The organism is Mycobacterium ahvazicum, from assembly GCF_900176255.2.
Taxonomy (GTDB): Bacteria; Actinomycetota; Actinomycetes; order Mycobacteriales; family Mycobacteriaceae; genus Mycobacterium; species Mycobacterium ahvazicum.
The window spans coordinates 1,195,526-1,216,833 of the sequence record NZ_FXEG02000002.1; the positions used below are offsets into that span (position 1 = coordinate 1,195,526).

19 protein-coding genes are annotated in these 21,308 nt (G+C 67.3%); 13 read left to right on the top strand and 6 right to left on the bottom strand.

All coding sequences use genetic code 11. The features are described 5' to 3' along the window. Position 1: 1 nt before the first annotated feature. Genes MAAFP003_RS07995 through MAAFP003_RS08010 form a run of 4 tightly spaced genes read right to left on the bottom strand, consistent with a single transcriptional unit; the run spans position 2 to position 4,732 of the window. Entirely contained in the window at positions 2-1,492 is a 1,491-nt protein-coding gene (locus tag MAAFP003_RS07995) for a cryptochrome/photolyase family protein (RefSeq protein WP_096285898.1), read from the bottom strand. A 29-nt stretch (positions 1,493-1,521) separates the two neighbouring features. Next, positions 1,522-1,758 (bottom strand): acyl carrier protein, encoded by a 237-nt coding sequence (locus MAAFP003_RS08000; RefSeq protein ID WP_096285900.1) that lies wholly within the window; start codon positions 1,756-1,758, stop codon positions 1,522-1,524. Next, positions 1,755-3,452, bottom strand: a complete 1,698-nt coding sequence (locus MAAFP003_RS08005) for a fatty acyl-AMP ligase (RefSeq protein ID WP_096285902.1) — start codon at positions 3,450-3,452, stop codon at positions 1,755-1,757. The genes MAAFP003_RS08000 and MAAFP003_RS08005 overlap by 4 nt, the downstream gene beginning before the upstream one ends. Positions 3,453-3,457: 5 nt before the next feature. Beyond that, positions 3,458-4,732 (bottom strand): aminotransferase class I/II-fold pyridoxal phosphate-dependent enzyme, encoded by a 1,275-nt coding sequence (locus tag MAAFP003_RS08010; RefSeq protein WP_243393828.1) that lies wholly within the window; start codon positions 4,730-4,732, stop codon positions 3,458-3,460. Positions 4,733-5,010: 278 nt separating this feature from the next. Between MAAFP003_RS08010 and MAAFP003_RS08015 the strand changes: the two genes are divergently transcribed. From MAAFP003_RS08015 to MAAFP003_RS08035, 5 genes are all read left to right on the top strand, one after another. Further along, positions 5,011-5,871: a GNAT family N-acetyltransferase gene (locus MAAFP003_RS08015; RefSeq protein ID WP_096285906.1), complete on the top strand. Its 861-nt coding sequence runs from the start codon at positions 5,011-5,013 to the stop codon at positions 5,869-5,871. Next, a complete protein-coding gene (locus MAAFP003_RS08020) occupies positions 5,868-6,710 on the top strand; it encodes a lysophospholipid acyltransferase family protein (protein WP_096285908.1) in 843 nt (280 codons plus the stop codon). The genes MAAFP003_RS08015 and MAAFP003_RS08020 overlap by 4 nt, the downstream gene beginning before the upstream one ends. A 34-nt stretch (positions 6,711-6,744) precedes the next feature. After that, positions 6,745-7,923, top strand: coding sequence for a cysteine desulfurase family protein (locus tag MAAFP003_RS08025; protein ID WP_096285910.1), 1,179 nt, complete (start codon positions 6,745-6,747; stop codon positions 7,921-7,923). Next, on the top strand, positions 7,920-8,996 hold the full coding sequence (gene mnmA, locus MAAFP003_RS08030) for a tRNA 2-thiouridine(34) synthase MnmA (protein WP_096285912.1): 1,077 nt from the start codon (positions 7,920-7,922) through the stop codon (positions 8,994-8,996). The genes MAAFP003_RS08025 and mnmA overlap by 4 nt, the downstream gene beginning before the upstream one ends. A 104-nt stretch (positions 8,997-9,100) precedes the next feature. Then, positions 9,101-9,388: a DUF4190 domain-containing protein gene (locus MAAFP003_RS08035; protein ID WP_096285914.1), complete on the top strand. Its 288-nt coding sequence runs from the start codon at positions 9,101-9,103 to the stop codon at positions 9,386-9,388. Between the two features lie 32 nt (positions 9,389-9,420). Here the strand turns inward: MAAFP003_RS08035 and MAAFP003_RS08040 are convergent, their stop codons facing one another. Beyond that, positions 9,421-10,029: a sensor domain-containing protein gene (locus tag MAAFP003_RS08040; RefSeq protein WP_096290967.1), complete on the bottom strand. Its 609-nt coding sequence runs from the start codon at positions 10,027-10,029 to the stop codon at positions 9,421-9,423. 136 nt (positions 10,030-10,165) lie between these two features. Between MAAFP003_RS08040 and MAAFP003_RS08045 the strand changes: the two genes are divergently transcribed. From MAAFP003_RS08045 to MAAFP003_RS08065, 5 genes are all read left to right on the top strand, one after another. After that, positions 10,166-11,191 carry a uroporphyrinogen decarboxylase/cobalamine-independent methonine synthase family protein gene (locus MAAFP003_RS08045; RefSeq protein ID WP_096285916.1) on the top strand — a complete coding sequence of 342 codons (1,026 nt, stop codon included), beginning with the start codon at positions 10,166-10,168 and terminating at the stop codon, positions 11,189-11,191. Positions 11,192-11,414: 223 nt separating this feature from the next. After that, positions 11,415-13,499, top strand: a complete 2,085-nt coding sequence (ligA, locus tag MAAFP003_RS08050) for an NAD-dependent DNA ligase LigA (RefSeq protein ID WP_096285918.1) — start codon at positions 11,415-11,417, stop codon at positions 13,497-13,499. A 36-nt stretch (positions 13,500-13,535) separates the two neighbouring features. Further along, positions 13,536-14,144 (top strand): TetR/AcrR family transcriptional regulator, encoded by a 609-nt coding sequence (locus MAAFP003_RS08055; protein ID WP_207768484.1) that lies wholly within the window; start codon positions 13,536-13,538, stop codon positions 14,142-14,144. Positions 14,145-14,324: 180 nt separating this feature from the next. Further along, the gene (locus MAAFP003_RS08060; protein ID WP_207768485.1) at positions 14,325-14,756 is read left to right on the top strand and encodes an MmpS family transport accessory protein; all 432 of its coding nucleotides are present in this window, start codon (positions 14,325-14,327) and stop codon (positions 14,754-14,756) included. After that, positions 14,753-17,668, top strand: a complete 2,916-nt coding sequence (locus MAAFP003_RS08065) for an MMPL/RND family transporter (protein ID WP_096285922.1) — start codon at positions 14,753-14,755, stop codon at positions 17,666-17,668. Before MAAFP003_RS08060 ends, MAAFP003_RS08065 begins: the two co-directional genes overlap by 4 nt. Before the next feature lies 1 nt (position 17,669). Here the strand turns inward: MAAFP003_RS08065 and MAAFP003_RS08070 are convergent, their stop codons facing one another. Beyond that, positions 17,670-18,326: an ACT domain-containing protein gene (locus tag MAAFP003_RS08070; RefSeq protein WP_096285924.1), complete on the bottom strand. Its 657-nt coding sequence runs from the start codon at positions 18,324-18,326 to the stop codon at positions 17,670-17,672. 95 nt (positions 18,327-18,421) lie between these two features. Here MAAFP003_RS08070 and gatC point away from each other — a divergent pair, with 95 nt between their 5' ends. The 3 genes from gatC to MAAFP003_RS08085 are packed head-to-tail and all read left to right on the top strand — an operon-like array spanning position 18,422 to position 21,303. Continuing rightward, entirely contained in the window at positions 18,422-18,733 is a 312-nt protein-coding gene (gene gatC / locus MAAFP003_RS08075; protein WP_096285926.1) for an Asp-tRNA(Asn)/Glu-tRNA(Gln) amidotransferase subunit GatC, read from the top strand. Continuing rightward, a complete protein-coding gene (gatA, locus tag MAAFP003_RS08080) occupies positions 18,730-20,217 on the top strand; it encodes an Asp-tRNA(Asn)/Glu-tRNA(Gln) amidotransferase subunit GatA (protein ID WP_096285928.1) in 1,488 nt (495 codons plus the stop codon). Before gatC ends, gatA begins: the two co-directional genes overlap by 4 nt. Before the next feature lie 54 nt (positions 20,218-20,271). Continuing rightward, positions 20,272-21,303, top strand: a complete 1,032-nt coding sequence (locus tag MAAFP003_RS08085; protein WP_096285930.1) for an ATP-dependent 6-phosphofructokinase — start codon at positions 20,272-20,274, stop codon at positions 21,301-21,303. The last annotated feature ends 5 nt before the right edge of the window (positions 21,304-21,308 follow it).

The following is a 21,308-nucleotide window of genomic DNA, read 5'->3' on the forward strand; positions in this document are numbered from 1 at the left end:
GCTAGGGCGCCGCTTGCCCGAGCCGGCGCTGCTGCGCGACGACCTCGTCGACATCCTTCAACCGCCGCAGCCCGGCCAGGGGTTGGTTCATTCGCCGGTTGCCTTCCAGGCGTCGCCGGTTGCGGTGCAGGAACCACCAGTAGCCGGCGGTGTACGGGCAGGCGAGTTCGCCGACGCGCTCGGAGGGGTGATACCGGCATTGGCCGCAGTAGTCGCTCATCCGGTTGATGTAGGCGCCGCCGGCGGCATACGGCTTGGTGGCCATCAGCCCGCCGTCGGCGTGCTGGGACATGCCGACGACGTTGGCGACCATCACCCAGTCGTAGCCGTCGACGAAACAGCGGTGGAACCAATCGGTGACGGCGGCGGGATGCCATCCGCGCTGCAGCGCGTAATTGGACAACACCATCAACCGCGGAATGTGATGGACCCAGCCATGATCGCGGACCTGCGCCAGTACATCCCTCAGGCACCGGGCTTGTACCGCGTCGGCGTCCAGATCGCTGAACCAGTCCGGCAAGCCGGCTTGCGCCTGCAGTGCATTGCGACGGCGATAGTCGGCACCGAAGTGCCAATACACGTGCCAGATGTAGTCACGCCAGCCGATCAGCTGGCGGACATAACCCTCCACACTCCCGAGTGAGGCATGCCCGCCACGGTAGGCATCTTCGGCCGCATACGCGCACTCCAGCGGGTCGAGCAGACCGAGGTTCATCGGAGCGGACAGCAAACTATGAGCCATCAGGCGGTCCCCGCTGAGCATTGCGTCCTCGTGAGGGCCGAAGTGCGGCAAGCGATCTCGCAGAAAGATCTGCAACGCCGACTGGGCCTCTGTTGCGGTGACCGGGAATTCGCGCGGCCCATCGCATCCGACGAAGGCCACTGCACCCTCGCGCTCCCAGCGATCGAGATCCGCGCGCACCTGCTCGTCGATCTCGTCCTCTTCGGCTTGCCACGGCGCGGTGATGCCCAAGGTGTCGGTGTTCTTCGGGGCCGGCTCGCGATTGTCGGCGTCGAAATTCCACCGTCCCTGCGCGGGTTCGTCCCCGTCCATCAGCAGATCGAACCGGCGGCGTGCATCGCGATAGAAATTCTCCAGTAACAGCGTGCGCTGTCCGCGTGCCCACTCGTCGAACTGCGCACGGTCGGTGCAGAATCCGCGCGCAGGCAACACCTCGACTCCCGGCATCGAGCGCACGAAGCTGTCCGCGGCCCGGGAGGTCGGCTGGCAGACGCTGAGCGGACCGGTGACCGTGTCCAGCGCCTCCCGATAGGTGCGGGTCTGCAGAAACACGGCCTGATCGCCGAGCTCCGCGGCCCGATGACGCAGTGCGGACAGCACGAGGTGAGCCTTGCGACGGTGGAATCGGCGGCGGCCGAACGCCGCTCGGGATTCGATCAGCAGCACCGGTTGGTCGGGGTGGTCGAGGAAATGCGGGCCGAGCTGATCGGCGAAACACCACCTTCGCCCGGTCTCCGCGACGTTGTTCACCGCAACGGCCTACCCGCGGCCGGATCCGGCTAATCGCCGATGTTGGCGTTGACCCAGTCGACGACTTCGCCCACGGTGTCCAGCGGCGTCTCGGGGTCTTTGAGCCGCATCTTGAGGTGACTTTCCAGGGTTGCTACCAGTTCCATCTTGCGGGGCGAGTCGTAGCCCAGGTCGTCGACGAGATGCGAGTCGCCGGTGACCTGAGCCATCCGGTCCGGCGCCAGCCGGGTGACGATCGACACGACGGAATCATTGACGCTACTCACAGTGCTTCGACCTCTCCTAAGACCTCTCCTAAGACCTCTCCTAAGACCTCTCCCAAGACCTCTCCGAACATTTCTTTGGCCGCGACGTGGCGGATCTTGCCCGACGGTGTCTTCGGAACCTTGCCCTTGCCGACCAGCAGCACCGTCGGGCTCAATCCCGTTGCGCTGCGGACCTTTCGGCCGATTTGACGACGGATCTCGTGCGCGGCTTCGCCCGGATCCTCCTGGACCGTCTCGGCGACGATCCGGATCTCCTCGCGCTGATCGGCGAGCGTGACCCCGAACGCGACAACGCCACCGCGCCTGATGCCGTCGACCGAGGCGGCCAGTCGCTCGATGTCGGACGGGAAGATGTTGCGGCCGGCGACGATGATGACGTTCTTGCGGCGCCCACACACCACGATCTCGCCGTCGTCGGTGAGGTAGCCGAGGTCGCCGGTGTAGAACCAGCCGTACGCATCGACGGCGGCCACCTCGCCGTGCGCCGTCAGGTAGTGCCGGGTCACCGCGTCGCCCCGGATGGCGACCTCGCCCAGGTGCCGAGCCGGCCGGGTGCCCCGGTCCTCGTCGGCGATGCGGACCTGAACCCCGGACATCGGACGACCCAGCAGGACGAATTCCTTCTTGGGCGCCCCGCAGACGCAGCCGGTGACCGCGCGGCCGTGGGTTTCCAGTTCGTCGGCGCACACGTTCTCGACCGCCAGCGGTCGATCCACCCGCGAGAAGGACACCGCGACCGTCGCTTCGGCCAGACCGTAGGCCGCGCCGATCGCCGAAACCCGCATCCCGAACCGCGCGGCCTGCTGGGCGAACTCGTACATCGTGACCGGGTCGATGGGTTCGGCACCGGAGACCACGCAGCGCAGCGCGCTCAGGTCGTAGGCGCCGTCGCTGACCGCCCGCAGCCTGCGGCTGACGATCGAATAGGCGAAGTTGGGTGCCGCGGTGACGGTGGCCCGCTGCTCGGTGAGGATTTGCAGCCAGGCCAGCGGTGACTTGACGAACTCCGTGGGCGGTATGTACACGGCCGCGTTGCCGGCGAACATCGGCGAGAGCAGATAGGCGATCAGGCCCATGTCATGGGAGAGCGGAAGCCAGCTCATCGTGACGTCGACGCACGCGTCGATGCGGACTTCGGCCACCATGGCGGCGATATCGGCATACAGGTTGCCGTGCGTGATCGCCACGGCCTTGGGATCCCCGGTCGATCCCGAGGTGAGCTGGTAGATGGCGACGTCGTCCTCGCCGGTGGGCTCCTCGGCCGCGTCGGCCCCGGCCCACGTGTCGGGCACCTCGATGACCCGGTATCCCGAGGCCCGCAGGGCGTCCGCGACCGCGACGAACGGCCGCCCCACCAGCACGCAGTGCGCTTCGAGCAGGCTCAGCGCCCGCAGGGTTCCCTCGTGCCACTCGCTGAGGTCGGCTTGCGACGTGGGTTGCTGCAGCATCGTCATCGCCGCACCCAGTTTCCAGATGCCCTGGACGACGGGTGCGACATCTTCGGCGTTGGCGGCCAGCACGCCCACCCTGGCCCCGCGCGTGACTCCCTCGGCGGCCAGCCGGCCCGCGACCTTGCCCGCCGACTGATTGATGTCATGCCAGCTCGCGAAATGCAGATTGCCGGCGGTGCCGAAGCGAAGGCCCAACGCGGAATCCGCGGCCACCTTTGCGATGCGGTCAGTGAATTTACTCATATCCCTTATGCGCCAGAATTATTCGTGTCTTCAGCATTGAGCACGGCCGAGGCGATGACGTCGACGGCACGGTCGATCTGCGCCGGCGAGTGGGTGGCGGACACGCAGCAGCGCATCAGGGCGTCGTTCTCGCCGACCGCGGGTGCGACCGCCAGTGAGCAGAAGACGCCGTTGTCGAATGCGTCATTCCAGGCCGCGATCGCGCGCGCTTCCGGACCGATCCACACCGATACATGCGGGGCCACGACGTGGGAGCCGTCCGCACGAACGATGCCCGCCCGCACCTGCAGGCCGTGCGACATCAGGCCGTCGCGCAGGGCGCGGGCGTTGGCCAGCACCGCTTCGGCGCGCTGGGAGCCCTCCGGGCTGCGAATGATGTCGATCCCGGCGATGCTGGCCGCCATCGCCGCCGGCGCCCCGGTCGCGGTGAACATGTGCTGGCTGGAACGTAATCGGAGCACATCGATCAGGTCGCGCGAGCCGACGATGAAACCACCGGTGGACGCGATCGCTTTCGACATGCTGCCCATCAACACGTCGACGTCCTTGGCGCAACCGTATTCTTCGGCGATCCCGGTTCGGTTGGGCCCGAAGACGCCGAGGCTGTGCGCCTCGTCGACGTAGAGGGCGACATTGTATTTGTTGGCCAGCGCGACAATGCTTTCCATCGGCGCCACGTCGCCCTGCATCGAGTAGAGGCCGTCGATCACGATCAACTTGGTGCCGCCGCGCTCCGCGGTGCGGATCAGGTTGCGTTCCAGCGAATTCAGGTCGTTGTGCGCGAAGTATCGGGAACTGGCGCCCGAAAGCCGGATGCCGTCGTGCAGCGACGTGTGGGCCTCGCTATCGGGGAACGCGAGATCGGCCGCGCCCAATAGGGCAGTGATGGCACCGACATTGGCCAAGTAGCCGCTGTTGAAGACCAGCGCCGCTTCGGTGCCGTACCAGTCGGCCAACAACTCCTCGAGCTCGACCTTGACCCGCAGCGTGCCGCAGTGCGGAGGCGCGCCGCCACAGGCCGGCCCATACAGTTCGGTCGCCCGATTGGCCGCATCGACCAATCGCCGATCGCCGCACAAGCCCAGAGAATTGTTCGACCCGAACATGATTCGAGTCTTTCCTTCGATGACCGACGTCGGACCGGGAGCGGATTCGACGCGCCTGAAGAACGGCAGTCGGTTGCACGCGGCGTAGTAACGCAGGCTGGCCAGTCGGCTATCTTCTTGTGCCCGCGCTTGGATATTCAACTTCGAGGTCTGCAGCACGCCTACATCAAACATGGCGCGCTGCACTCGGGTATCCGATTCGCTCGAAATTGGCGAGCACGTTAATAGCGACCGACGTGCGAGTGTTTATTGCGTTGCCGCTCTTACGAATACGCGGACAAATCCGCCTGGCGCGGCATTGTATTGGCGCTATCTCGGGCGCTTGCGTACGGTGAGCGTCAGCGTTACGTACGCCACACTTCACCGTGGGCACACATTTCGTCATCTTGCGTGCACCAACACGTCATAGCGCCGATGCCGATTCGCTCCTCGATTACGCCACGTTGTTTCCCATGAGCATTGCTTCTGTCCTGATACCGAGTGATACGCCGGACGGAGCCGCGACCAGCTCGTCTGGGCCGCGTTACTCGCTGTTGCTGTCCACAGACCCCAGTTTGGTCGAGGCGGCGCAGCGGCTCCGGTACGACGTATTCACCAGCACGCCAGGTTTCGCGTTGCCGGAATCGGGTGCGGGGGACCGGGACGTGGACCGCTTCGACGAGTTCTGTGATCACCTGCTGGTTCGTGACGACGACACCGGCGAGCTGGTGGGGTGTTACCGGATGCTGGCGCCGGCGGGCGCGATCGCGGCCGGGGGCCTGTACACGGCGACGGAATTCGATCTCGGCGCGCTCGACCCGCTGCGGCCGTCGCTGGTGGAGATGGGCCGTGCGGTGGTGCGTGACGGGCACCGCAACGGCGGTGTCGTGCTGTTGATGTGGGCAGGGATTCTGGCCTACCTGGACCGCTACGGCTACGACTACGTGATCGGGTGTGTGTCGGTGCCGATCGGCAGCGAAGCCGATTCCGAAACGGGGCAGGACGCGCCGGGCAGCCAGCTTCGGGGTGTGCGCGACTTCGTGCGCAGCCGGCATGCGGCGCCCCCGGAGTATCGGGTGTACCCGCACCGGCCGGTCGTCGTGGACGGCAAGTCCCTTGACGAGATCGCGCCGCCGCAACGGCCTTCGGTTCCGGCGCTGATGCGCGGCTATCTGCGGCTGGGCGCCAAATCCTGCGGCGAGCCGGCGCTTGACCCCGACTTCGGTGTCGGCGATTTCTGCGTGCTGCTGAACAAACGCCAGGCCGATACCCGATATCTGCGACGACTGCGGTCGGTCTCGGCGGCTTCGGAGATGGCGGGCGGCGACCGATGAACGCTCCCGCAGTCACCACCGACCACGCCTGGCTGCCGCGCGCGACGTGCGACAGCAGCTGTGTAGGGGTCGCCCCCGCCTCGTCGAGGTTGGTGGTGGTGCTGCGGGTGACCCTTCGCGTCATGCTGGTGGTGTTGCTGCTGCTGGGGGCGCCGATGGCGCTGGTGCCCTGGCGGGGGCAAATGCGGGTGCGGCAGTTCTACTGCCGGATGGTGCTGCGCGTTTTCGGGGTCCGGATCAGCGTGTCGGGTGCCCCGATCCGAAACCTGCGTGGCGTCCTGGTGGTAGGTCCGCACATGTCCTGGCTGGACGTCTTCTCCATCGGCGCGGTGCTGCCCGGCTGGTACGTCGCACGCGCTGACATGTTCGGCGAGCTCACGCAGCGGCTGCTGAAGATCATTCCGATCGAACGGTCCAGCCTGCGGCAGTTGCCCGCCGTGGTGGAAACCGTCGCGGACCGGCTGCGCGGCGGTGAAACCGTGGTGGCCTTTCCCGAGGGCACCACGTGGTGCGGGGTGGCCTGCGGCTCGTTCTACCCGGCGATGTTCCAGGCCGCGATCGACGCCGGCCGCCCGGTTCAGCCGCTGCGGTTGACATATCACCACGTCGACGGCCTGATTTCGACCGCTCCGGCCTTCGTCGGGGACGACACCCTGGCGGCGGCGATGCGCCGGCTGATCACCCAGCGCCGCACCCTGGCGCACGTCCACGTGGAGTCTCTGCAGCTACCGGGCGCCGACCGGCGGGGGCTGGCGCGCCGCTGCCAGTCGGCGGTGGGCGTCGGCGTGGGGCGGCGCCCAGGTCAGCGCTCAGATCGAGGCCACGTGCTGGCCGCTTAGGGTATCCGGGCGGCCCGGTATCCTGGGGCGCGTCATGGTCTACCTCGATCACGCTGCCACCACCCCGATGCACCCCGCTGCCATCGAGGCGATGACGGCCGTGTTCGGCATGGTCGGCAACGCCTCGTCGCTGCACACCAGCGGTCGCACGGCGCGGCGCCGCATCGAGGAGTCCCGCGAGCTGATCGCGGACAAGTTGGGCGCGCGGCCGTCCGAGGTGATTTTCACGGCGGGCGGCACCGAGAGCGACAACCTGGCCGTCAAGGGCATCTACCGCGCCCGCCGCGAGGCCGATCCGCGTCAGTTGCGCATCATCACCAGCCAGGTGGAACACCACGCGGTGCTGGATTCGGTCGACTGGCTCGTCGAGCATGAGGGCGCCCAGGTGAGCTGGCTGCCCACGGCCGCCGACGGCTCGGTGTCGGCTGCCGCGCTGCGGGAGCTGCTGGAGAGTCAGGACGACGTCGCGCTGGTCTCGGTGATGTGGGCCAACAACGAAGTCGGCACCATCATGCCCATCGCCGAACTCGCCGCGGTCGCAGCCGAATTCGGCGTTCCGATGCACAGCGACGCCGTGCAGGCCGTTGGGCAGCTGCCCGTCGACTTCGCCGCGAGTGGGCTGTCGGCGATGAGCGTCGCCGCGCACAAGTTCGGGGGGCCGCAGGCGGTCGGTGCGCTGTTGTTGCGCCGAGACGTGGCCTGTGCGCCACTACTGCACGGCGGCGGACAGGAGCGCGACATCCGTTCCGGCACGCCGGATGTCGCCGGTGCCGTCGGAATGGCCGCCGCGATGCGGCTCGCCGTGGACGGCCTCGAGGCCAACAGCGCACGGCTGCGCGCCCTGCGTGATCGGCTGGTCGAGGGGGTGCTGGCCGAGATCGACGACGTCGGCTTCAACGGATCCCGTGATTCGCGACTTCCCGGCAACGCCCACTTCACTTTTCGTGGCTGTGAAGGCGACGCTCTGTTGATGTTGTTGGATGCCAACGGAATCGAATGCTCGACCGGTTCTGCGTGCACCGCCGGAGTTCCGCAGGCCTCACATGTGCTGATCGCGATGGGTGCCGACGCCGCGACCGCGCGGGGATCGCTGCGGTTGTCGCTGGGCCACACCAGTGTCGATGCCGACGTCGACGAGGTGCTGCGGGTACTGCCGGCCGCGGTGGATCGGGCCCGGCGCGCGGCGCTTGCCGCCGCGGGGGCGTCGGGGTGAAAGTTCTTGCCGCAATGAGCGGCGGCGTCGATTCGTCGGTCGCCGCGGCTCGGATGGTCGATGCCGGACATGACGTGGTCGGCGTGCACCTCGCGCTGTCGTCGGCGCCCGGCACGCTGCGCACCGGCTCGCGGGGTTGCTGCTCGAAAGAGGACGCTTCGGATGCGCGCCGCGTGGCCGATGTACTCGGAATCCCCTTCTACGTTTGGGATTTCGCGGAGAAGTTCGCCGAAGACGTGGTCGACGACTTCGTGTCGTCCTACGCGCGTGGCGAGACGCCCAACCCGTGTGTGCGCTGCAATCAGCGCATCAAGTTCGCCGCACTGTCGGCGCGTGCCCTGGCCCTGGGCTTCGATACGGTCGTCACCGGCCACTACGCGCGTTTGTCGCAAGGCCGGCTGCGCCGCGCCGTCGACCACGACAAGGATCAGTCCTACGTGCTGGCGGTGCTGAGCGCAGAGCAGTTGCGCCATGCCGCTTTTCCGATCGGGGATACCCCCAAGCCGCAGATCCGGGCCGAGGCGGCTCGTCGCGGTCTGGCCGTCGCCGACAAGCCGGACAGCCATGACATCTGCTTCATCCCGTCGGGGGACACCCGGGCGTTTCTGGGGGAGCGCATCGCGGTGCGCCGCGGCAACGTCGTGGGTTCCGACGGCTCGGTGCTGGCCAATCACGACGGCGTGCACGGTTTCACGATCGGTCAGCGCAAGGGCCTGGGCATCGCCGGGCCGGGGCCGGACGGTCTGCCGCGCTACGTGACGGCAATCGACGCCGACACCGCGACGGTGCAGGTGGGCAGTGCCGCCGATCTCGAAGTGCATGCGCTGACGGGACGGGACCCGGTCTTCACCGCGGGAGCCGCACCGGCGGGGCCGATCGAGTGCGCCGTGCAGGTGCGGGCCCACGGCGAAACCGCGAGTGCGGTGGCCGAATTGGTCGGCGACGAGCTCTGCGTGCGGTTGCGCGTCCCGCTGCGCGGGGTGGCGCGCGGTCAGACCGTCGTGCTGTATCGCCCGGATCCGGCCGGCGACGAGGTGCTCGGCAGCGCCACCATTGCCGGCACCTCGCGCTGATTCCCCTGCTCAGCGGCCATCGCTGCGGCTTCCAAGGATTTTCCAAGAGCTTGCGGAGAACATTCGTCTCGTAATTGATCGACCCCTGAGCGGGGAAGGAACGAATGACGATGAACGACAACCACATCACCGCGCAGGCGCAGGCAGTACAGACCAACGGCCTTGCCATTGCGGCGTTCGTGCTCAGCATCATGGGCATGTACGGCAGCCCGATCCTGAGCAGCGTTCTCGCTCTTGCCGGCATCTGGCAGGTCAGGCGCCGTGCGGAGCAAGGCTTTGCGCTGGCGATCACCGCTTTGGCGGTCTCCGCGGCTGTCACGGCCCTGCATGTCGCGATGTGGGTCCAGTGCGGCCACCAGAACTTCGCGTTGGAGACCACGGCGCACTGGTGAAAACCCCTGTCGCATAAGCAGGTTAGCGAAATCTACCGCGGGAAGTTGGCGACAATGTTGGTCATCACGATGTCGGAGACCGACTGCGGGAAGCCGCAGAAGGTGACTTCCACCAACGCCACCGACTGGACCCGGTAGTCGCGGCCGCAGCCGCCCGGACCCAGGTGCAGCGAGCTGGCATCGGATTTCCAGTCGCCGACGAATGCTTCGCCGGCCGAGCCGTTCGCGCAGTCGGTGACCGTCGACACCAGTGCGGCGAAGGCGTGCTGCGCGGTCGCGCCATCGCGATAGGCCGCGGCGCCTTCAGAGATCAGGGCGCCGTCAGGCGGATCCTGGAACGTGGTCTTGTGGAACTCCTCGATGTCGGGCCCGAACGTCGCGGTCTCGGCGAACAGGAACCGGCAGGCGCGCGGCGTGGTGTCGGCGAGCGTGTCGATGTCGACCGGGGTGCGTCCGTCCATCGACGGAATGATCGACAGGTGCTCGCCGGCGCCGGTGATCGCCTGCATCCTCGCCTGGTCCAGCAGGATCGTGTCGACATTGACCCCGTTGATGCCCTTGGCGCCGCCGGTGAACCCCGGCACTGCCGCGCCGTCCACCACCCGGGTGCACGCCGCATTCAGCACCACCGCGCCACACATCAGCAGCGGCCACGCGAATCTTGCCTTGCGCCACACCGTTTTGCACCCCTCTAAACCCCCGAGCCTAGCCGTGTTGGCCGGCCACAACACACCCCTGGCCGCCCGCTCGTGATGCGACGTCGAATACGGTTGCCGGGTGAGTGTTTTCGCCTCTCCGTTCGCGACGGCCAGCGGCGTCGGTTCATGGCCCGGCATCGCGATACGGCCGGCGACGGAGGTCGTCGTCGGTGAGTTGGCGGCCGCGATGGCTCACCTGGTCGAGCTGCCCGCCAGGGGAGTGGGCGCCGACCTGCTGGGGCGGGCCGGCGCGCTGCTCGTCGATGTGGCGATCGACACCGTGCCGCGTGGTTACCGCATCGCCGGTCGGCCCGGCGCGGTGACCCGCCGGGCCGTCAGCCTCCTCGATGAGGACATGGATGCCCTCGAGGAAGCCTGGGAGACGGCGGGCCTGCGTGGTGGCGGACGGGTGGTCAAGGTGCAAGCGCCGGGCCCGATCACACTGGCCGCCGGGCTGGAGCTGTCCAACGGCCACCGGGCGATCACCGACCCGGGGGCGGTGCGCGACCTGACGGCGTCGCTGGCCGAGGGTGTTGCCGACCATCGTGCCGCGCTGTCGCGCCGCCTCGACACACCGGTGGTCGTGCAACTCGACGAGCCGTCGTTGCCGGCGGCGCTGGGTGGCCAGCTGAGCGGAGTCACCGCACTGAGTCCGGTTGCCGCGCTCGACGAGTCGGTGGCTCAAGGGCTGCTCGACCATTGCGCGCAGGCGGTGGGCGCCGAGGTGGTGGTGCACAGTTGCGCGGCCGGATTGCCGTGGGATCTGTTGGCGCGCAGTGCGACTAGCGCAATATCGGTCGACGCCGCAACGCTGCGGCCCGCGGACCTGGACGGGATCGCGGCGTTCGTCGAATCGGGTCGCGCGGTGATGCTGGGCGTGGTGGCCGCCACCGCTCCGCAACGCCGGCCCGCGGCCGAGGAGGTGGCCGCGGCCCTCGTCGCGGTGACCGATCGGCTCGGCTTCGGCCGCTCGGCGCTGCGCGAGCGCATCGGCGTCACCCCGGCATGTGGTCTGGCCAATGCGACGCCACAGTGGGCCCGCACCGCGATCGAGCTGGCCCGCAAGGCCGCCGAGGCGTTCGCCGAGGACCCCGACGCCATCTAGGTGGCGAGCCGCTTGTCACATCCGCCGCACCCGTCGCGGTAACCGGACCTGTACCTTTTTGCCCGCCTCCGAGCGACAACTCTCGCGGCGACCGCCCGCGTGCTCCGATTGTCGCTGTGAGGCGGGCACAAAGGACACGTCGGCTTTTCCTGGTTGCTGGTACGGCAGACGCGACCGGGCGTCACCGGCGGGCACTGTCCCCACCCTTCGATAGCCTGCCAAGGTGAGTTCGCCAGAAGCTGACCCTGTCGCGCCCGAGGTCCGGCGTCAATGGCGTGAATTGGCCGACGAGGTGCGTGAGCACCAGTTTCGCTACTACGTGCGCGATGCGCCGGTCATTTCCGACGCCGATTTCGACGACATGCTGCGCCGGCTGGGCGCTCTCGAGGAGCAATACCCCGAGCTGCGCACCCCCGATTCACCGACACAGCTGGTCGGTGGCGCGGGATTTGCCACCGATTTCACCTCGGCCGAGCATCTGGAACGGATGCTCTCGTTGGACAACGTGTTCAGCACTGAGGAATTCGACGTGTGGGCCACCCGCATCCACGCCGAGGTCGGCCATGACGTGCCCTTCCTCTGTGAGCTCAAGATCGACGGCGTCGCACTGGCTCTGGTGTACCGCGGTGGCCGCCTGGTCCGCGCGGCCACCCGCGGTGACGGCCGCACCGGCGAGGACGTCACGAACAACGCGCGCACCATCGAGGATGTCCCGGAACGGCTGACGCCCAGCGACGACTACCCGATTCCCGACGTCCTCGAGGTCCGCGGCGAGGTGTTCTTCCGGGTCGCCGACTTCGAGGCGCTCAACGCCGCCCTGGTCGAAGACAACAAGGTCCCGTTCGCCAACCCGCGCAACAGCGCCGCGGGCTCGCTGCGGCAGAAGGATCCCGCGGTGACCGCTCGCCGCAAACTGCGGATGATCTGCCACGGCGTCGGGCATGCCGAGGGATTTCGGCCGGCCAGTCTGCACGACGCCTACCTGGCGCTGGGCGCCTGGGGGCTGCCCGTCTCCGGCCACACCGCCCGGGTCCCCGACGCCGGGGGTGCGCTGGAACGGATCTCCTACTGGGGAGAGCACCGCCACGACGTCGATCACGAAATCGACGGTGTCGTCGTCAAAATCGACGACTTCGCACTGCAGCGCAGGCTGGGGTCGACCTCGCGAGCGCCGCGCTGGGCGATCGCGTACAAGTACCCGCCGCAAGAGGTGCAGACCAAGCTGCTGGATATCCGGGTCAACGTCGGGCGGACGGGACGCGTCACACCGTTCGCGGTCATGGTGCCCGTCAAGGTCGCGGGTTCGACGGTCGAAATGGCCACCCTGCACAACGCCTCCGAGGTCAAACGCAAGGGCGTGCTGATCGGCGACACCGTGGTGATCCGCAAGGCCGGCGACGTGATTCCCGAAGTGCTGGGCCCGGTCGCCGATCTGCGCGACGGCACCGAACGCGAATTCCTGATGCCCACCCACTGTCCCGAATGCGCCACCCTGCTGGCCCCGGCCAAGGAGGGCGACGCCGACATCCGCTGCCCCAACTCCCGATCCTGCCCAGCGCAGTTGCGGGAGAGGGTATTTCACGTCGCCGGCCGCGGCGCCTTCGACATCGAGGGGCTGGGCTACGAGGCCGCCATCGCGTTGCTGCAGGCCGAAGTGATCACCGACGAGGGAGACCTGTTCACCCTCACCGAGGACGACCTGTTGCGCACCGAATTGTTCACCACCAAGGCCGGCACGCTGTCGGCCAACGGTAAGCGGCTGCTGGCCAACCTCGACAAGGCCAAGGCGCAGCCGCTGTGGCGAGTGCTGGTGGCGCTGTCGATCCGGCACGTCGGCCCGACCGCGGCGCGTGCCCTGGCAACCGAATTCGGCAGCCTCGACGCGATCACGTCGGCGTCGACCGACGAGCTGGCCGCGGTCGAGGGCGTCGGGCCGACCATCGCCGCCGCGGTCACCGAATGGTTCACCGTCGACTGGCACCGCGCGATCGTCGACAAGTGGCGGGCGGCGGGCGTGCGGATGGCCGACGAGCGCGACGCGAGCACCCCGCGGACGCTGGCCGGGCTGAGCATCGTGGTCACCGGGTCGCTGACCGGGTTCTCCCGCGACGAGGCCAAGGAGGCGATTGTGTCCCGTGGCGGCAAGGCCGCGGGTTCGGTGTCGAAGAACACCGCCTATCTGGTCGCCGGCGATTCGCCGGGCTCGAAGTACGACAAAGCGGTCGAGTTGGGTGTGCCCATCCTCGACGAGGACGGCTTTCGCCGGCTGCTGACCGACGGGCCCGCGGCCGACAACACAGCCGATTAACAGCGCAGTACTGGTCCGTACCGGTGTTCCGGCTTTATGGTGGGCGCTATGACCCAGACGGCCGATCAGTGCACGGAGCCATCGCCGTGGTCTCCGCGCGAGGCCGAACTGTTGGCGGTGACGTTGCAGCTACTACAAGAACACGGCTATGACCAATTGACGATCGACGCGGTCGCCAGTGCTGCCCACGCCAGCAAGGCCACGGTGTACCGGCGATGGCCCTCGAAGGCCGAACTGGTGCTGGCCGCCTTCATCGAAGGTGTCCGCCAGGTCGCGGTCGCGCCGAATACCGGTAGCCTGCGCGACGATTTGATCAATCTCGGCGAGGTGTGCGGCGAGCACGGACGTCAGCACGCCAGCACCATCCGCGCGGTGATGGTCGAGGTATCGCGCCATCCGGCGCTCAACGAGGCCCTGCAGGATCAATTCCTCAAGCAGCGCAAGGCCTTGATCAAGCACGTGATGCAGCGGGCCGTCGATCGTGGCGAGATCGCCAAAGATGCTTTCGTTGACGAACTTTGGGACCTGCTACCCGGCTATCTCATCTTCCGGTCCCTCATTCCCGACCGGCCGCCCACGCGCCAGACGGTGCAGCTGCTGGTCGACCAGTTCCTGATGCCGGGTCTGACGCGGACCGCCGGGTAACGCGGCCGCCTGCACGTCGTCCGGCTGTTGAAAATGTGTACGCGCGCGTCTCTTGTCACAGTACGGTCCAGTACCGTACTGTGAGATCCGTCCGTTCGCCCTTGCGCGGGGCAGCGGTCGTAGTCATAGAGTGATCGAGAACGCCCGACCATCGAAAGGCCGAGGGTGAAGGCGATTTCAATGTCCAACCTGCTTCGGCAGGGCTGGATAGTCTTGGTCGCGATACTCGTCGTCGCCGTCGCGGGATTCGGCATCTACCGCCTGCACGGGATCTTCGGCTCGAACTACAAGACCTCGGCCAACAGCGGCCTGTCCAACGAGATCGTCCCGTTCAACCCCAAGCAGGTGGTGCTCGAGGTCTTCGGTGCGCCGGGTGCGGTGGCGACGATCAACTACCTGGACGTCAATGCCCAGCCGCAGCAAGTCAAGAACGCGCCGCTGCCCTGGTCGTTCACGATCACCACGACGGAGCCCGCGGTCGTGGCCAACGTCGTGGCGCAAGGCAACGGCGACACCCTCGGTTGCCGCATCACCGTCAACGGTCAAGTCAAAGACGAACGCACCGTCAACAAGGTCGACGCCTACACCTTCTGTCTGGATAAGTCGGGATGAGCAACCAAACCAACGAACAGCAGACGCGGCCTGCGGTGCCGCGCAACATCCGACGGCTCGCGCTGCCGATCCTGCTTTTCTGGGTGGCGCTGGCCGCCATCACCAACATCGCGGTACCGCAGCTGGAAGAGGTGGGCAAGACCCACAACGTGGCGCTGAACTCTCCGGATGCCCCGTCGCTCAAGGCAATTAAGCGCATCGGCCAGGCGTTCCATGAGTTCGACACCGACAGCTCGGCGATGATCGTGCTGGAAGGCGACAAACCGCTCGGCGCGGACGCCCATCGTTTCTACGACGAGATGATTCGCAAGCTCGAGCAGGACAAAAAGCACGTCGAGCACGTTCAGGACTACTGGGGCGACACGCTCACCGCGGCGGGATCGCAGAGCACCGACGGCAAGGCCGCTTATGTCCAGGTGAACCTCGCGGGTAATCAGGGCTCCGCGTTGGCCAACGAGGGTGTCGGCGCCATCCGCGACATCATCGACCACATGAAGCCGCCACCGGGCGTCAAGACCTATGTGACCGGCGCCGCGCCGCTGATCTCCGACCAGTTCGACGTGGGCAGCAAGGGCACCGCGAAGGTCACCACGATCACCATCGGGGTGATCGCACTGATGTTGTTCTTCGTTTACCGCTCGGTACTGACCACGCTGCTGGTTCTCGCCACGGTGCTGATCGAAATGTCAGCTGCCCGAGGCCTTGTCGCGTTCCTCGGCAACGAGGGAATCATCGGCCTGTCGACCTACGCGACAAATATCCTGACGCTGTTGGTGATCGCCGCCGGAACGGACTACGCGATATTTTTCGTGGGCCGCTACCAGGAAGCGCGCGGGACCGGTGAAGACCGCGAAAAAGCCTTTTACACGATGTATCACGGCACCACGCACGTCGTGTTGGGATCCGGGCTCACCGTCGCCGGCGCGGTGGCCTGTCTGAGCTTCACCCGGCTGCCGTACTTCCAAAGTCTGGGAATCCCAGCAGCATTGGGTATCCTGGTGGCGCTGTTCGCCGCGCTGACACTGGGGCCCGCGATTCTCACCTTGGGTGCCAAGGCCGGCATCTTCGACCCGAAGCGAGCGATACAGACGCGCGGTTGGCGGCGGATCGGCACGGCCATCGTCCGCTGGCCCGGCGCCGTTCTCGCGGCCGCGAGTGCGCTGGCCCTGGTCGGTCTGATCGCCCTGCCCGGATACAAGACCAGCTACGACACCCGTCCCTACATGCCCGCCGACGCTCCGGCCAATATCGGTTACACCGCCGCCGAGAAGCACTTCTCGCGAGCCCGGCTGGAGCCGGAACTGCTGATGGTCGAATCGGATCACGACATGCGTAATCCGGCCAGCATGCTCATCCTGGACAAGGTGGCCAAGGCCGTGTTCCACGTCCCCGGGGTCGCCCAGGTGCAGACCATCACCCGGCCGTTGGGAACCCCGCTGGTCCACAGCTCGCTCGCGTTCGTGGTGAGCAATCAGAGTGCCGCCCAGCAGCAGAACCTGACCTACCAACGAGATCGGGCCGACGACGCCCTCAAGCAAGCCAACGAACTATCGAAGACGATCGACATCCTGCGACAGCAGTTCGTCCTGCAGCAGCAGTTGGCCGGCACCACCCACGACGAGACCGAAAGCTTTCGCGATACGCTCGCGACGATCAAAGACCTACGCGACAAGATCGCGAATTTCGACGACTTCTTCCGGCCGATTCGCAGCTATTTCTATTGGGAGAAGCACTGTTACGACATTCCTGCCTGCTTCGCGTTCAGGTCGCTGTTCGACGCCCTCGACGGCATCGACCAGCTGACCGAAAAATTCGAGAACCTGACGGCTTCGCTGGACAAACTCGACGCACTGCAACCAAAGCTGGTGGCGTTGATACCGCCCCAGATTCAAAGCCAGGAGACCAATCGCGATCTGACACTGGCGAATTACGCCACGCTGTCCGGCATCTACGCCCAGAACGCGCGTGCGCTGGAGAACTCGACGGCGCTGGGGCAGGCGTTTGACGCCGCCAAGAACGACGACACCTTCTATCTGCCGCCAGAGGTGTTCGACAACCCCGACTTCAAACGCGGGCTCAAACTGTTCCTCTCACCCGACGGTAAGGCCGCCCGCATGATCGTCACGCATGACGGCGATCCCGCTACCACCGAAGGTATTTCGCACATCGACCCGATCGCGAAGGCCGCGCACGAGGCCTTGAAGGGCACGCCGATGGCGAACTCGGGGATCTATCTCGGCGGCACCGCCGCGACGTACAAGGACATCCAAGAGGGCGCCAAGTACGACCTGATGATCGTGGCATTCGCCGCGTTGAGCCTCATCCTGCTGATCATGATGATCATCACGCGCAGCCTGATCGCCGCGCTGGTCATCGTCGGCACCGTCGCGCTATCCCTGGGCGCTTCGTTCGGGCTGTCAGTTCTGGTGTGGCAATACATGTTTGGTATCGAGCTGTATTGGGTCGTGCTGGCACTGGCGGTGATCTTGCTGCTGGCGGTCGGTTCGGACTACAACCTGCTGTTGATCTCCCGGTTCAAAGAAGAAATCCATGCCGGTCTCAATACCGGCATCATCCGGGCGATGGCCGGCTCCGGGTCGGTGGTCACCTCGGCCGGCATCGTCTTCGCCGTCACGATGTGTGCGTTTGTTTTCAGTGGTTTCCAGGTGCTCGGTCAGATCGGGACTACGATCGGGCTGGGCTTGTTGTTCGACACGCTGATCGTGCGCTCATTCATGACGCCTTCTGTCGCAAGGATTCTCGGGCGCTGGTTCTGGTGGCCGCAACGGGTGCGTCCGCGTCCGGCCAGCACGATGCTGCGGCCCTACGGTCCGCGTCCGGCGGTTCGTCAGCTGCTGCTGTGGGAAGACGGCGATGCCGCGGCACCCAAACCCCCGGTGGCCGCGCGCTGATTCAGCGCAACATGGTGGCCACGATGCCGGACAGGTAACCCAGGCGGGCCACCTCCGACGGCCGGAATTCGGGGCCCGGACGGCCCAGCACCACCGCGGTCTGCGGGTCACCCAGTGGCGCGGCGACCATCGTGATGTCCATGTCGCGCCAGGCCTGCGGCACCCACTCGGCGGTGCCGTCCAGCGTCGCGGCCTCCTGGATCGGCAGCCAGGGGGCCGATACCGCACGGGTCTCGGGCGCCCCCGGGCTGGCGGCGAGGCGCCGCAGCTCACCCTCGGCGCCCTGCAACACCGTGCACCAGCTCACCCGCAGCACCCGGGGTGCCTCGTCGGCCAGCACCTGCAGCCGCGCCGCCTTGTCCTTGGCCGCGGCGACGTGGTCAAGAAGTTCCAGCTCGCGATGCGCTTCCAGCAGACCGGTGTGCGGGCGCACGCTGTCCACCCGGACGCCGTTGAGGGACTCGGCCGCCGTGATCAGCGTGTCGGGCATCGCGCCGGCGGGCAGTTCGATGACCAGGTCGTCGGTGGCATACCCCGCGCTGCGGTCGACGACGTCGAGCGACAGGATGTCGGCGCCCACCGAACCGAGTGCAACCGCCAGCGCGCCCAGGCTTCCCGGGCGGTCGACGAGCTCGATGCGCAACAGATACGACGGCACGCGCCCACTGTCGCACAGAGCCGCGCGTCCGGCATTTCCGCAGGGTGGGTGCCAGCTGCACGCGCGTGACCGCAGCACCGATAGGCTTTTCGCTCGTGTCCCAGATCTCCCGCGACGAGGTCGCGCACCTGGCCAGGCTGGCCCGGCTGGCATTGACCGATACCGAGTTGGACAGCTACGCCGGCCAACTCGACGCCATCCTGACCCACGTCAGCCAGATCCAGGCGGTCGACGTCACCGGCGTCGAGCCGACCGACAACCCGCTCAAGGACGTCTTGAAAGACGCCACTGGCACCCGCCCCGACGAGACCAGGCCCAGCCTGACGCAGCAGGAGGCGCTGGCCGCGGCGCCCGCGGCCGTCGACGGCCGCTTCGCCGTCCCGCAGATCCTCGGAGACAGCGAGTGAACGAGATCATCCGTTCCGACGCCGCGACGCTGGCTGCCAAGGTCGCCGCCAAGGAGCTGTCGTCGGTCGAGGTCACCCAGGCATACCTGGACCGGATCGCGGCGTCCGATGACCGGTACGGCGCGTTTCTGCACGTCGCGGCTGACGAGGCGCTGTCGGCGGCGGCCGCGGTCGACGAGGCGGTGGCGGCCGGGGAGCAGCTGCCCTCGGCGCTGGCCGGCGTTCCGCTGGCGCTCAAAGACGTGTTCACGACCGTCGATATGCCCACCACCTGCGGATCCAAGATCCTTCAGGGCTGGCGCTCGCCCTACGACGCCACCGTCACCGCCCGGCTGCGTGCGGCGGGCATCCCGATCCTGGGCAAGACCAACATGGACGAGTTCGCGATGGGCTCGTCGACGGAGAACTCCGCCTATGGCCCCACCCGCAACCCGTGGGACCTCGAGCGGGTGCCCGGCGGCTCCGGCGGGGGCAGCGCCGCGGCGCTGGCCTCCTTCCAGGCGCCGCTGGCCATCGGCACCGACACCGGGGGCTCGATCCGTCAGCCGGCCGCGCTGACCGCGACCGTCGGGGTCAAGCCCACCTACGGCACGGTGTCGCGCTACGGCCTGGTGGCCTGCGCGTCGTCGCTGGATCAGGGCGGCCCCTGCGCGCGCACCGTGCTCGACACGGCGCTGCTGCATCGGGTGATCGCCGGCCACGACCAGATGGACTCGACCTCGGTCGATGCCGCGGTGCCCGACGTGGTCGGCGCCGCTAACGCCGGTGCCGCAGGCGATCTGAGCGGCGTGCGAATCGGTGTGGTCTCGCAGCTGCGCGGCGAAGGCTATCAGCCCGGAGTGCTGTCGTCGTTCGAGGAGGCGGTCAAACAGCTGACCGCGCTGGGTGCCGAGGTGAGCGAAGTCGACTGTCCGCATTTCGATCACGCGCTGGCCGCCTACTACCTGATCCTGCCGTCGGAGGTGTCGAGCAACCTGGCGCGCTTCGACGCGATGCGTTACGGGCTGCGGGTCGGTGACGACGGCAGCCACAGCGCCGAGGAAGTGATGGCGCTGACCCGGGCGGCCGGCTTCGGTCCAGAAGTCAAGCGCCGCATCATGATTGGCGCCTACGCGCTCTCGGCGGGCTATTACGACGCCTACTACAACCAGGCGCAGAAAGTGCGCACCCTGATCGCCCGTGACCTCGACGAGGCCTACAAGTCCGTCGACGTGCTGGTGTCGCCGACGACCCCGACCACCGCGTTCCGGCTGGGGGAGAAGGTCGACGATCCGCTGGCCATGTACCTGTTCGACTTGTGCACGTTGCCGCTGAACCTGGCCGGGCACTGCGGAATGTCGGTGCCGTCGGGACTCTCGCCGGACGACCAGCTACCGGTGGGCCTGCAGATCATGGCGCCCGCGCTGGCCGACGATCGCCTTTATCGCGTCGGTGCCGCCTACGAAGCGGCGCGTGGACCGTTACCGGCCGCGCCGACCGTCTAGCCCGCACACCGCCCGATTTGCCCCGACGGCGGCCCAGACAGGCAAGATAAGAGGATGCGGATCGGAATTCTCACCGGGGGCGGCGACTGTCCGGGGCTCAACGCCGTCATCCGGGCGGTGGTGCGGACCTGCGACGCCCGGTACGGCTCGTCGGTGGTCGGCTTCCAGGACGGATGGCGCGGGTTGCTGGAGAACCGGCGCATCCAGCTGCAGAACGACGATCGCAATGACCGGCTGCTGGCCAAGGGCGGGACAGTGCTGGGCACCGCTCGCGTGCATCCCGACAAGTTGCGGGCCGGGCTGGATCAGATCAAGCAGACCCTGGACGACAACGGCATCGACGTGCTCATCCCGATCGGCGGCGAGGGCACGCTGACGGCCGCACACTGGCTCTCGGAGGAGAATGTCCCCGTCGTCGGCGTACCGAAGACGATCGACAACGACATCGACTGCACCGACGTCACTTTCGGGCACGACACCGCGCTGACCGTGGCCACCGACGCCATCGACCGTCTGCACAGCACCGCCGAGTCGCACCAGCGAGTGATGCTGGTGGAGGTGATGGGCCGCCACGCCGGCTGGATCGCGCTGAACGCCGGGCTGGCATCCGGCGCGCACATGACGCTGATTCCCGAGCAGCCCTTCGACATCGAGGATGTGTGCCGGCTCGTCAAACGCCGTTTCCAGCGCGGGGATTCGCACTTCATCTGCGTGGTGGCCGAAGGAGCCAAGCCGATCCCCGGGTCGATTCCCTTGCGGGAGGGCGGGATTGACGAATTCGGCCACGAGAAATTCACCGGCGTCGCTGCGCAGTTGGGCGTTGCCGTGGAGAAGCGGATCAACAAGGACGTGCGAGTGACCGTGTTGGGCCACGTCCAGCGGGGCGGCATCCCGACGGCCTACGATCGCGTACTGGCCACCCGGTTCGGCGTCAACGCCGCCGACGCCGCGCACGCCGGCGAATACGGGCAGATGGTGTCGCTGCGCGGGCAGGACATCGGCCGTGTCTCGCTGGCCGACGCCACCCGCCACCTCAAGCTGGTGCCCGACGCACGCCACGACGAGGCCGCCGCGTTCTTCGGCTGAGGCCG